Below are 11886 nucleotides of genomic sequence, written 5' to 3'. Positions count from 1 at the left end.
CATCGAGTGCAGGCTCCTGAAAGAGATAGACGCAGGAGATCATCAGTTCATAATCGGTAAGATAGAGCATGTGAGCTATGACAAAAGAGTATTCCACGATGATATGCCCGATTTATCCGTGAGATTTCTGCTTCATCTCGGCAGGAACAAGTTCACCACAACTTCCTCAAACATGCTAATAGCAGGAGATGTTTTATAATAAATTTTTTAACAAAAAAGTTCTATAGCATTTCTTGAGATCTGTTATGTGCAATGTGGTTCTCGGGGGAAATACGAGTCCTTTCTCAGCAATTCTATACACATCTGTATGCTTGAGCGGTGGTGGCAAGATGAGCACATTGAAATGAGAGTGTGCTCTCTCATTGTAGGGTATTTTTATTAAGTGTAACTTATTGATTATATCTATCTCTTTTATTGCAAGATATATATCAATTCTGTCTACTTGAATGTGTAGCATGTCATCAGCGGTCTTAACAAGCAACTCATCAGGACCAGGCTTGCACAGGCTTTCCATTTCCTCAAGAATTTTGAACACCTTCCCTGAGACTTGTTCGCCCGCAAACATCCATCCGCTGAGCACAGGTACGTCATGATGATAATCAACCACATAAGCTGGCACGTGCTTTACGCCAAGGGCCTTTAATGCAGCGAGCCTGTGATGTCCATCTATTACTATAAATTTCTTAGATTCAACTATAATTGGCTTGAGAACTAGCTTACGTGAGACAATATCTGATAACAACATTTTAAATCTGGGAGCTTCAATGTCCTCATGAGATTTAAGCTCACTGATTGGAAGCAGTTCAAGCCTTATAGAAGACAATTTGGGAGATTTAGTGTCTTTCAGAAAATTTTGTGAGTCGGCAGCGCATATATCAGGAGCTCCGATGAGGTTATTGTTTCTTCTCGACAGCATCCTTATGTAATTCCTAAAATTTCTTAAAAAACTTACTTTCCTGCGTATGCTTAAATATAATATAATAAATGATTTCATTATATCTATTATAAACAATAGATCTAAGACTCAGATTGTTCGCTGTATGCTATAGATAATCCTCTGCGGTTTTAGTTGTTTAGCTCTCCTGTAAATGAATATTTTACTATATTAAATCCATCACTTCTTGTAAGATAATACTCAGAAAAATATAATGTAAATATATAACTTAAATTTTATATAAAAAGAAAAGCCTAATTGTTTTACATATTTATGTAACATCATCTCTCCACGCACTGACCATAAAGCTTAAATTTGGTACTTTCTTTCTCGGACAGGTGAGATTTTCATGGGTCCAAAAGAAAGAGTGTTGAACGTTTTGTCAGACAACCCAGTCGATAAAACTCCAGTGACCAGTTTTACACAAGTAGGTATTGTGGAGGCCATGCAAAAAGTTGGAGCACCTTGGCCAGAAGCACACAGCGATCCAAACAAGATGGCGACTCTTGGCGCATCATTGTACAAACTGATCGGATTAGAAGCGATAAGAGTACCCTTCTGTCTTACCGTTGAAGCTGAGGCAATTGGATGCAAGGTAGATATGGGAAAAATAGACAGGCAACCTTCTATAAGAGCGCATGCATTTGAGTCTCCCTCTGAGGTGAGAATAGATCCAGGATGGCTGGATAGGGGAAGAGTGCCAGTAGTCCTAAAGGCAATAGAGCTCTTGAAGGAGGAAGGCTTAGATGCGCCACTTATAGTTGGGATTACTGGACCTTTCACATTAAGTGGTCATCTTATTGGAACTGAAAAGCTTGTGAGATCTATAAAAGTCGAACCTCAGAACATAGAAAAGCTTTTGGACACTGTTGTGGAGGCTAATATATCCTATTGTGCAAAAATAGCGGAGGCCGGAGCAGACATAATTACCGTGAATGAGCCCACTGCTTCTCCCGATCTCTTAAACCCGCTTGACTTCAAGTACTTGGTTAAACCGAGACTGCAAACGTTAGCTAATAGTATAAAGATAAAGAAGGTGCTTCATATATGTGGTTCAGCTCTTCCAATAGTCGGTGATATGGCTGCATGTGGTTATGATGCAATAAGCATAGAGGATAAAGTGGACATAACTAAGGCGAAGGAAGCCATCTCTAAATCAGTAGGTAAACCTAGCTTTCCAAGGATGACCTTTGGTGGACCCGTAAAGGTAAAAATAGCAGGAAATGTATCTACTGCTAAAACACTGTTTATGGGAAAGCCAGAAGAGGTAAAAGCAGAGGCACTTCAGGCTCTTAAGGCAGGTGTTGACTTTCTTGCACCTGCATGCGGTCTTGCACCTCCAACTCCTCTTGCCAATGTCAGGGCCATGGTGGAAGCTAGAGATGAGTTCTTTGCTAGATAATTACCTTTTTCAATTTCTTATTTTTTTTGGTAGCTGTCTTATCAATTTTGAAAACTTGAAAACTTTTTGAGGGCAGGCTTGCTGACATCTCAAGCAAGCCATTCCATCGCACAACTCAGTCTTCACTAGGGCCCTAAACCTTCCTCCTCCCATATCCTCAATTTTCAGCGCACCTTCTGGGCAGTTTCTTACACAGTTTTCACAGCCAGTACATCCCTCAAATTCACCCACTAGAACTAAGCCTATCTCCCTTAGAACTTTCAGACCTTTCCTCCCCAGCTCTGGTATATCTCTTGCATACATGCGTTTTATTTCTACATTAGTGGCCTTTCTAGGTAGTGGAGAATATCCATATCTGCGGAGATATTCATTATATATAGATAACGGCATCCCCTCCGTCCAGTAGGAGAGCTCAAGAATGTAGACGTTTTTGAATACCTCTGAAGTGGCTAACATTATGTGCTTACCTCTCATGCTCTCTGCCAAGTTGCGCAGCTTATCAAAGGTCTCAGGATCGAGCACAATATCCTTTGCCATTGCAAGAGATGTATTTCCAAGCTGTACCACTTTTCTTGAGCACGCAGGGATTTGACCCACTTCCACTGATTTATTCGCATCTACATAAAACCCGGATGCTCCAGCCATGAAAGAAGTTTCGACATCATTTATGGAGATACCTGCTTCCTCACATAGGGAGATGTGCCCAGCGCGGAAAGCACCTATTGCCTTACCAGCCTCTATAAGATCACGTTCTGTGAAATACACTCCATCCTGTAAGTATATCTTTCTACTCTTTGTATTAATATGTGGAAGCTTAATAAGACCGGATCTCATTCCAATGGCAAGTAGTGCAATTACACCAGTTCCAGTTATCCCTAAGGCTCTACCGCTCATAGGTCCTTTATCTATTACCTCACCTGAGGCTGGATTTACTGAATCACCTTTTTCAGCAATCAGTTGATCATTAAGCACATTACATCTCCAGCTTCCTCCGGGCTCTATATTTATGTCAGAAATGGCACCAGGTGAAGCTAGCATTCCCCTCTCGATTCTCTGCCCCTCTATAGCTGGTCCTGCAGCAGCAGAACATGTATATGCCTCTCCATCTACTACAAGAGCGATTTCTGCGTTTGTTCCAAAGTCTGTTACAAGAGAGATGCCTTTTTTCTCTAAAGCGCCTGATTTGACCAGCATAGCCAGTGCATCTCCTCCAACCTCATGCCTAATGCTTGGAGGTATGTACACTTCAGCTTTCGGGTTAACTTCGAGACCAACGGACTCTGCTTCTACAACGCATCCCTTTCTCTCCGGAGGTGTAAAGCCTAAGTCTTGCATTGCATGCTCTCCCCAAAAAGCGAGATCTCTTATTTCTATATTTTGAAAAAGTGAGAGCTGCGTGGGATTTCCATCCACAGCAACTCTCTCAACTTTAGATGCGTCTATCTCCAAACATTTTATCAGAGAATTTATTGTATCTATGATCAGTCTGTGTGCAATATCCCTTCCAACCTCTAGTGCGAAGTGAAGATGGTCTATCACATTAGCGCCTGGTAGAGGATGCCTAAGCGTAATGGCTGTCCCTATTACCTCAGAGGAGTCCAAATCAAGTGCTTGAACCCTTATACCACTAGTTCCAACGTCAATAGCTAACCCGTACATGAGCCATCCTCTAGCAACGCTAAAGAGTTGTTTAAAAAATTTTCTTCACATTCCAAGAAAATTTATTAAGCTCAAGCGAGTAAAATGTAGAAGTGATCGTATGCAGGAGGAGGAGAAGTGGGCAATCAAGAACGTTATGGAGGTCATGAAAAGGCTTTCATGCATAAAAGGAGTCTCGGATATTATTCTTCTGCCAGATGAACTGAAAAGAAAGATCTTAGAGCTAGAAGTTTGTGAGGAATCAGATCCTAAGAACTTCTTCCGCAGATATAATGCAGGAGTTCGAGAGGTACTAAAGAGAGATTATGTGCTTGTGGCCTTGACAAATGAGGAGTATGTATATCCCCCTGAGCCGATCGAACTCATATGCTTTGGTGAAACTGTCGGAATGGAGCTAAGGGATAAATCTATGGTTGAGAAATATCGCAATGATGAGAATGTAATACTATTAGGTGATAGTTTTGTAATATTTAAAGATAAACTTCCTTTTGATAGCACCAAAAGAGCGCTAGTTGGTGAGATAAAATTATTTATACCACCGATGAGCGTAGGAATAGAGCCTCCTGAAGGGGTATACGGTCTTGTTCTAGGGATGCCTTCCTCTAATGCATGCGAATTTCTAAAGAACTGGCTTAAGGAAAAAGGAGTGGATGTCTCTAACAAAAATCTGGGCTTAATACTTGTGGGATTTAATTTGCTGCTAAAATGTTAAAAATTTTTCCAAGCAGATTGGCATTTATTGTTTTGCTTATCGACGTCTGCTTCTTTACTTTCCGCTTAATTAGGGCGATTACACTTTTTTTTAAGAAAAGGATGGATAATCCATCCTATTTTTTTGTCGAAAAAAGTTTATTAGAAAAGCTTGCTTTTTATTACGGCGCACAGATGTGCGCCGAGAGGTGTCTAGATGGTATTGAGAAGGTACACAAAGTTGGCCTATAAGGACCCCGATGAGATACTCTTTGGCCATGCAAAGTTCCCTGTGCAAGAGCACTTTGGCATTGTCTTCGGGGCAGGCTTTGTTGTCCCAGAGGTAAAGGTAGCACCTGCTCCTGGAACAGAGAAGGATAAAGAGTCCCTTGTGAGGGAGATGGCCTCAATAGCAGAACAAGCAGCAAGCAGGGCTGTTGATATAGGACTGCCTGCATTCATGTTGGAGCAAGAGCATGTCTTTCAGCAGACTTATTATCCAGACTGGGCTTATGACTGCACCCATGCACAGCTAGAGGTTCTAGAGAAGTACTATAAGGAGTATGGAGTAAGAATAGCGCTCAGGCAGACAGTAGCAGACATAAGAGTGGAGGAGAAAGGAGGTCTCAGGGGGTCAGAGTATGACAATAGAATTGCAGAAACTATAGAGAGATGCTGCGAAGCAGGAGCTTCTGATATAGCAGCTGAAACAATGGGTGGAAAGTCAGTAATAGACTATGGAGTGATGAGGGGAGATATTAAGGCATTACTTTTCGGCGAGTACTTAGCTCATATAGATATGGAATACTTCTGGACAAGAGCTGTTAACATATGCAGAAAGTATGACACAAGACCTGCAGGAGACACACATTGCTCAGGAGCAAACACGGCGATGTTCGTTGCCGGGGGTCTCATGGGGAAGGATATGTCCCACACAGGAGCTGCCTTGGTGAGAGCTATGTCTGCCGCTAGGAGCTTGGTTGCCGTTGAGTGTGGCGCAACAGGACCTTTGAAGGACTGCGGCTATGAGAACACGATAATAAAGTTCATAACAGGGGTTCCCATAGCTCAGGAGGGGAAGGATGCGGTTTGTGCCCATTCCGACATAATGGGCAACTTGGTCTGTCAAGCAGTGGATGTATGGAGCAACGAATCTGTTTTCCACAGGGAGGAGATGGGAGGACCAACTCCAGCAGTCTGGCTACAAGCCACCGGTTATGAAGCTGCCTTAATGAACACAGCAATCCAGGCAGGATATGCAAAGGTCTTAAGAGATCTATATGCCCTCACGGATATGTACAGGGATCCGCAAGCTCTGATCCTGGCATACCCGAATGCGTTCAGAATAGCAAAGGCCATAGTTGAGTATGGAAAGGATCCGTACCTTAGATCTAGAGCTGCTGCACTAGAGGCAGCTAAGATCATAAAGGAGGCTTATGAAGCCAAGCGTATAGCACTGACTAGGTTTGAACTGGACTCCCTCAATAAGTTCGTGAGCATCTTAGAAAGCCTTCCAATGGAGGCAGATAAATTCGTTGATGAGTGCTTGAGGGAGTACAAAGGAAAGATACCGACATTTGATCCGAAGAGCTATGAGTTATGAGGGGGGTGATGTCATGTCCATAGAAGAGTTGGCAAAGAAGATAGATTTCGACTATGTTCACATAAGGTATAATGTGGTAGTAGAGGGGCCAGCTATAAAGCCGGAAGACGACCCCGATGTAAAGAAGATTCTGCCTACTGAAGAGCCATTCAGATCGATAGCGCTGGCTGTATTGAAAGCTGATCTAAAAGGGGTAGAAGAGAAGGTTAAAGAGGCATTAAAGAAGATAGACCCAGTTAAAGTTATAGAGAATGGCTTAGGGAAGGGAATGGATGCAGTAAGTGCATTATATGCTAAAGCCTTGTACTTCCTGCCCGATGTCATGCTGTCAGCTGATGCAATGATGGCTGGAGTGAAGTTATGCGAGGAAAAGCTAGGGAAAGCTACGAAAAAGAAGGGAACTGTGGTTTCATTCGTCGCTGAGGGAGATCCGCATGACATAGGAAAGAACTTGGTAGTCATGTTCCTAAGGGCAAATGGATATGAAGTTATAGATCTAGGAAGAGATGTGCCCAACAAAGAGGTTATAGAAGCGATAAAGAAACACAAACCTATAATGGTGACTGGAACTGCCCTGATGACAACCACAATGACAGCATTCCCAGCAATTGCTGAGATGATGAAGAAAGAGGGTATAAGCGTTCCTGTCTTCGGCTGCGGTGGTGGAGCTGTAAAAAGAGACTTTGTGGAGTCATATGACTTCAGCGTCTATGGAGTAAAAGCTCACCATGCTCCAAAGCTTGCAGATGCAGCATTGGCTGGAAAGACTTGGAAAGAGCTCCGCTACGAGTATCCAAAGGTTGTAGGAGAGTTTGTTGCAGAATACGCAGACAGGATGGGATAAAATATCCATTCCCTTTTTTATTTTTTTAGTATTACCAAATTTCTTTCACTTTATAAATGAATTAAATATTGAGAGTTCTCCAATATTGTCAGCAGTCATCACGAAGGGACTTTCTCCGCCTGTGGATATTATTAAATTTCTAGGTTTATACTCAGATAATAATTTATGCAAGGTATCAATTCTCCTCAGTTCACTGTCGTCTGGTGGTATTTTAAGATTGCCGATCACGCATGCGCTACCTGAGAGCATCTTGACAACTCCGAGAAGATCTGAGCTTGAGGGCAGGTGCACAGCGAAGGTCCGAGAGGGCAGTTGAGTTAAAAATTTAAGGTTCTTAATTTCCTCATCAAATTGTATTATTGGTGTTATACCTTTATTTATTAAGTTTTCTAACATTATTTTTGTAGAAGGCCAAACTATTTTATCGAAGTAGTAATCACCTACTATGGAAGGGGTTGCGTTAGCAAATGAGATCCACACTCTAGGTACTCCTGAGGTTTTGCAGAATTCAACTAGGAAATCCGGATACTTCTTGGCGATATTCATAGCTACCTTATACATAGTCGTCATGTCCCTAGCCAGATCCTTAATGGCATCATAAAAACCTCTGAAATATGTTATATACCCCATTGGTGTTACCCCTAGGGCACCGCAATAAAAAGCAATACCCCATTTGCTCACCTCATCAACAAATCTGTTTACCTCTTGAGGGGCTTCTTTCAATCTTTTCTCTATGTCCGACAAAAGATCTTTTTCCTTGTGAACTTCGATCGCGTATTCCACAGGACCAAGTTCGTTCAGTCTATCATAATCTTCAAACTGTTTTATTACTTGGATTGGCTCCTGAAGCGAGGGCTTAGAAGGCAAATAAACCCATCCTGAATCGAAAACTGCTGGATGGAGCAAAAATCCATCAAACCCCTCTAATTTGCTCCTGTTATTTCTTATAAGGTCTTCGAACAGCTCCCTCCTTGATGTTATTACTGGAGCAACAGGAATTCTCCCGATATCTCCTTTAAGTCGTATAACTTCGTCAATAATAGTCATGTTACACCCCTTATTATAAAGGGTGCTATACTTAAAAAATTTCTGTTACAAAAAGAAACCAGGAGGCCTCTCTACAATTTGTCTTATTTTTGCACGCTATTAGCGAGATTCATCCTTTATCTGCGAAGAAATAAGTTTACCACGACTTTCTCTGGGGCGTGTGCCTAGGAGGGCAACGTAGGAGCTGGAAAGACTTGAATATAATTAATAAATTCATAAAGTCAAGATTCAAATTTTATTGTTATAGTTGAATGTTGTTCGAACATACTTCTCGGGATCAGCTTTGTCTCGACCCAGCAGGCATTCACTATGACTAAAGGTATGACGCAAGCCGTGCACACCATATCGCTTGCTGTTATACATACCGGGTTTTCATGAATCGGCTTCAATAGATCCTTTTTCTTGATCTTATTTATCCTTTTACCCAAAAGCTCGGCGGAAGGGCATGTGGATGCTATGCTGATTCTTATCTGATCATTCCGCTCAAGCTCTGCCGTAATGCGGGAAAAGCATTTCCTCTCGAATGTAATTGTAAATGTCGTGGTCATAGGAAGCTGACTTATCCTTTTTAAAAATTTAGTCAATCTCCGGTAAGATTTATAGATCTTACTAGTTGATAAGGTGATGCAGAAGAAGGCAAAAGGGATTGTCCTCTATTCAGGAGGACTGGACAGTACCCTAGCTCTGCACATCATGAGGCGTGTAGGAGTGGACCTCCTTATCAGGCCAGCTTTCTCCGGAACTGTGGGAGGCAGAAGCTTTCCGGAGAGGGGTCTGAGAACTAGCCCCTCAACTCCAGCTTCTCTATCCACAATGCTGAGTACCCTTCTTCTTTGAGAGAAGGGCCTCTCATCCACAACATCCCCTGTAACTACGAAGTCAGCTCCTTCCTCCTCCATGACCTTCTTTGCTATTTTCAGCATCAGGATCTTGCAGTCAATGCACGGGTTCACAGCACTTCCAAATCCATATTTTGGATTTTTTAGAAGTGGCAGATAATCATCAAGGATGTTCACGAACCTAATTTTTATATTCAGCTTTTTAACGTTCTTCATTATTACTTCATACGCTCTGCTTCCCTCATCAATATCCAGAAAGGGAAGCCTTATGACTAGAGCAATAACCGAGGATCTTCTGGACATAAGAGGGAGGAGCAGGAAAAGACAGCTAGAGCTTGCAAGGAACCTCGGTATATCCTCCTTTCTTCAGCCTGCCGGTGGTTGCATTTTAACAGATCCTGCGTTTGCAAGAAGATTCAATGACATGAGGAAATACAACCCTGATTTCACTTTAAAGGATTTCTTGCTTCTCAAGCTGGGCAGACATTTTCGCCTAGAAAATGACTGCAAGATAGTCATAGGAAGAAATGAAAATGAAAATAGAAAAATAATCGAGCTTATAGGAGGAGATGACATTATCTTCAATGTAGTTGGGCTTAAGGGGCCTATCGGCGTCTATCTTGGTGTTTTAAAGGAGGATTACTTGAAAAAAGCAGCCTCGATTATAGCCTCATATTCCAAAGTTCCACGAGGAGAAAAGGCTAAAGTGAGGTATTGGAGCAAAAATGGCTTCGATGAACTCATAGAAGCAGAGCCCTTCTCCAGAGAAGAAGCTCAAAAGTATATCATCAAGTGAGAGCATTAGCCTATTTTTGGAAATATTATCAATATACCAAAAAAAGCTACTTTTTTAACCAAGATAAATAGACAGTGGGGGGATTTAATGTTTGAAAGAAGGGATCATGAAGATGATGCGATGGTAATTTTCCAGCCTCATGGGAGAAGGGGCTCTTTTAAAAAGGGGACAAGCATACTCGATGCCGCAAAAGAGCTAGGGGTTGATATCTCATCAGTATGCGGTGGAAGAGGCTTGTGCGGGAAATGCAAGGTTAAGATCGTAAAAGGCAGTGATTATTTAAGCCCTGCAGATCCCTCAGAGCTTAAATTCCTAACGAAAGAGGAGATCGAAGCTGGCTATAGGCTTGCCTGTTGTGCTAAGATATTTGCTCCATGTGAGGTTTTGGTACTTGTTCCAGAGAGGAGCAGGGTCGGCAAGCAGCGTCTTCAGACAGAAGGCTTTGAAGTTCCTGTGATGCGTTTCAACCCAGCTGTGCGAAAATATTTCATTGAAATGAGTCCACCTACATTAGAAAATGCAACATTCGACGATGAAATGGTGATAAAAGCACTAGCCCAGCATTACAATTTGCTTGATGTGGATTTTCACTATGAAGTTCTTCGCTTTCTGCCAAAAGTGCTAAGAGATTCAAACTGGAAGATCACGGTAACTGTATGGAAAAATACAATAATAGATGTAGAACCCGGTGATACAACGAACAGGTGCTTTGGCTTTGCCTGCGATATAGGCAGCACAAAACTAGCCGGATTTCTAATGGATCTGAACACAGGAAAAGTACTTTCAGTAGCTGCAAGGATGAACCCCCAAATATCATATGGCGAGGATATCCTGACAAGGTTGACATATGTCCTGCTCAACGGCTGGAAAGGTCTTGAGGATCTCCAAAAAGCAGTTGTCAATGGCATAAATGAGATGATAGAGGAGTGCTGCGAAAAAGCTGGAGTCAAGCCGGAGGAGATATATGAGACAGTTTTTGTTGGAAACACCGCGATGATGATGTACTTCCTCAAGATATGGCCTGAATTCGTTGCCAAATCACCATTTCAGCCTCCAAGAATGGGCGGAGTGAACCTGCCAGCTAGGGAAGCGGGAATCAAATGCCATCCAAGGGCCAATCTATACTTTCTGGATACGATAGGCGGATGGGTGGGTGCAGATAACGTTGCGAATATGATTGTTACAAAACTATTTGATAGTGAGAAGCTTGGAATGTGCATCGATGTTGGAACAAACACTGAAATAGGGATAGGCTGTAAGGCCACGGGTGTGTGGTATAGTTCATGTGCTTCAGGGCCTGCCTTCGAGGGAATGATGATCAAATACGGTATGAGAGCAGCTGATGGCGCAATAGAGAAGATAGCAATAGATCCCGAGACGCTTGAGCCGTCATACAGGGTTATAGGCGATACAAAGCCTGTTGGAATTTGTGGCTCCGGAATTGTGGATATAATGGCAGAGCTCTTCAAGTCAGGGATAATAGATTGGAGCGGGCGCTTCAACAAAGAGCTGGCCGAAAGGACAAGGAGAATAAGACTTGGACCTGATGGATGGGAGTATGTTATTGCATGGAAGGAGGAGACGGCATCGGGGGAGCATGATATAGTGTTTACACAGAAAGATGTCAGGGAGATCCAGAAGGCGAAGGCTGCAATACATGCAGTAGCATCAATTTTGTGCAAGCTCCACAATGTGACAGAGAAGGACATAAATGTCCTTTATGTTGTAGGTGCCTTCGGAAATTATATCGATCCAGAGAGCGCGAGGACGATAGGGATGTACCCTGAAGTTCCCATAGATAGAATCAAGTTCGTCGGAAATTCCGCTGGAACTGGGGCACGAATGGCTCTCATCTCTGTGGATGAGAGGGAATATATAACTAAGGCCATAAAGGAGGGAAGAATAAGGCACTTTGAGATAGCTGCATATCCAAAGTTCAACGACGAGTATGTATCCTCGATGTATCTTCCCCATAAGGATCTAAAGAGATTCCCAGAGACCATTGAACTGATAATAAGGTTGGGAACCCATCCGGAGATAAAGCGGGCACTCGAGCTCAAGGCGTAGCGGTA

11 protein-coding genes and 1 pseudogene are annotated in these 11886 nt (G+C 42.6%); 7 read left to right on the top strand and 5 right to left on the bottom strand.

What is annotated here, in order from left to right:
- A pseudogene (locus D6D85_RS16450) lies at positions 1-199 on the top strand (hypothetical protein); the annotation flags it as partial.
- Here the strand turns inward: D6D85_RS16450 and D6D85_RS12050 are convergent.
- The gene (locus tag D6D85_RS12050) at positions 194-916 is read right to left on the bottom strand and encodes a ParB N-terminal domain-containing protein (RefSeq protein WP_161969855.1); all 723 of its coding nucleotides are present in this window, start codon (positions 914-916) and stop codon (positions 194-196) included. The pseudogene D6D85_RS16450 and the gene D6D85_RS12050 overlap by 6 nt on opposite strands.
- Before the next feature lie 367 nt (positions 917-1283).
- Here D6D85_RS12050 and mtaA point away from each other — a divergent pair, with 367 nt between their 5' ends.
- Entirely contained in the window at positions 1284-2336 is a 1053-nt protein-coding gene (mtaA, locus tag D6D85_RS12045) for a methylcobamide:CoM methyltransferase MtaA (RefSeq protein ID WP_125672287.1), read from the top strand.
- A 9-nt stretch (positions 2337-2345) separates the two neighbouring features.
- Here the strand turns inward: mtaA and D6D85_RS12040 are convergent, their stop codons facing one another.
- A complete protein-coding gene (locus D6D85_RS12040; RefSeq protein ID WP_125672286.1) occupies positions 2346-3995 on the bottom strand; it encodes a methylamine methyltransferase corrinoid protein reductive activase in 1650 nt (549 codons plus the stop codon).
- 100 nt (positions 3996-4095) lie between these two features.
- Between D6D85_RS12040 and D6D85_RS12035 the strand changes: the two genes are divergently transcribed.
- From D6D85_RS12035 to D6D85_RS12025, 3 genes are all read left to right on the top strand, one after another.
- A complete protein-coding gene (locus D6D85_RS12035; protein ID WP_125672285.1) occupies positions 4096-4707 on the top strand; it encodes a hypothetical protein in 612 nt (203 codons plus the stop codon).
- Between the two features lie 201 nt (positions 4708-4908).
- Entirely contained in the window at positions 4909-6288 is a 1380-nt protein-coding gene (locus tag D6D85_RS12030) for a methyltransferase MtaB domain-containing protein (RefSeq protein WP_125672291.1), read from the top strand.
- Positions 6289-6301: 13 nt separating this feature from the next.
- Entirely contained in the window at positions 6302-7132 is an 831-nt protein-coding gene (locus tag D6D85_RS12025) for a cobalamin-dependent protein (protein ID WP_202617280.1), read from the top strand.
- 45 nt (positions 7133-7177) lie between these two features.
- Here the strand turns inward: D6D85_RS12025 and D6D85_RS12020 are convergent, their stop codons facing one another.
- The 3 genes from D6D85_RS12020 to D6D85_RS12010 all read right to left on the bottom strand — a co-directional run bounded on the left by D6D85_RS12020 (position 7178) and on the right by D6D85_RS12010 (position 9321).
- The gene (locus D6D85_RS12020; RefSeq protein ID WP_125672283.1) at positions 7178-8179 is read right to left on the bottom strand and encodes a hypothetical protein; all 1002 of its coding nucleotides are present in this window, start codon (positions 8177-8179) and stop codon (positions 7178-7180) included.
- A 221-nt stretch (positions 8180-8400) separates the two neighbouring features.
- Positions 8401-8727, bottom strand: coding sequence for a DUF6951 family protein (locus D6D85_RS12015; protein ID WP_125672282.1), 327 nt, complete (start codon positions 8725-8727; stop codon positions 8401-8403).
- 105 nt (positions 8728-8832) lie between these two features.
- A complete protein-coding gene (locus tag D6D85_RS12010; RefSeq protein ID WP_125672281.1) occupies positions 8833-9321 on the bottom strand; it encodes a hypothetical protein in 489 nt (162 codons plus the stop codon).
- On the opposite strand from D6D85_RS12010, the gene D6D85_RS12005 reads away from it, so the two are divergent.
- Both D6D85_RS12005 and D6D85_RS12000 read left to right on the top strand, forming a co-directional pair.
- The gene (locus D6D85_RS12005) at positions 9287-9814 is read left to right on the top strand and encodes a hypothetical protein (RefSeq protein WP_125672280.1); all 528 of its coding nucleotides are present in this window, start codon (positions 9287-9289) and stop codon (positions 9812-9814) included. The two genes, D6D85_RS12010 and D6D85_RS12005, sit on opposite strands and share 35 nt — an antisense overlap.
- 87 nt (positions 9815-9901) lie before the next feature.
- A complete protein-coding gene (locus D6D85_RS12000) occupies positions 9902-11881 on the top strand; it encodes an ASKHA domain-containing protein (RefSeq protein ID WP_125672279.1) in 1980 nt (659 codons plus the stop codon).
- The last annotated feature ends 5 nt before the right edge of the window (positions 11882-11886 follow it).

Source organism: Candidatus Methanodesulfokora washburnensis (assembly GCF_003947435.1).
Taxonomy (GTDB): Archaea; Korarchaeota; Korarchaeia; order Korarchaeales; family Korarchaeaceae; genus Methanodesulfokora; species Methanodesulfokora washburnensis.
The sequence above is the reverse complement of the archived record's forward strand: the minus strand, read 5'-3'. Positions and strand labels throughout refer to the sequence as shown.

What these genes read in the sequence shown, in the direction of transcription:
- D6D85_RS12000 (WP_125672279.1), top strand. Translation starts at nt 9,902, where the DNA reads ATGTTTGAAAGAAGGGATCATGAAGATGATGCGATGGTAATTTTCCAG.
- mtaA (WP_125672287.1), top strand. Translation starts at nt 1,284, where the DNA reads ATGGGTCCAAAAGAAAGAGTGTTGAACGTTTTGTCAGACAACCCAGTC.
- D6D85_RS12040 (WP_125672286.1), bottom strand. Translation starts at nt 3,995, where the DNA reads ATGTACGGGTTAGCTATTGACGTTGGAACTAGTGGTATAAGGGTTCAA.
- D6D85_RS12015 (WP_125672282.1), bottom strand. Translation starts at nt 8,727, where the DNA reads ATGACCACGACATTTACAATTACATTCGAGAGGAAATGCTTTTCCCGC.
- D6D85_RS12035 (WP_125672285.1), top strand. Translation starts at nt 4,096, where the DNA reads ATGCAGGAGGAGGAGAAGTGGGCAATCAAGAACGTTATGGAGGTCATG.
- D6D85_RS12050 (WP_161969855.1), bottom strand. Translation starts at nt 916, where the DNA reads ATGCTGTCGAGAAGAAACAATAACCTCATCGGAGCTCCTGATATATGC.
- D6D85_RS12005 (WP_125672280.1), top strand. Translation starts at nt 9,287, where the DNA reads ATGACTAGAGCAATAACCGAGGATCTTCTGGACATAAGAGGGAGGAGC.
- D6D85_RS12010 (WP_125672281.1), bottom strand. Translation starts at nt 9,321, where the DNA reads ATGTCCAGAAGATCCTCGGTTATTGCTCTAGTCATAAGGCTTCCCTTT.
- D6D85_RS12025 (WP_202617280.1), top strand. Translation starts at nt 6,302, where the DNA reads ATGTCCATAGAAGAGTTGGCAAAGAAGATAGATTTCGACTATGTTCAC.
- D6D85_RS12020 (WP_125672283.1), bottom strand. Translation starts at nt 8,179, where the DNA reads ATGACTATTATTGACGAAGTTATACGACTTAAAGGAGATATCGGGAGA.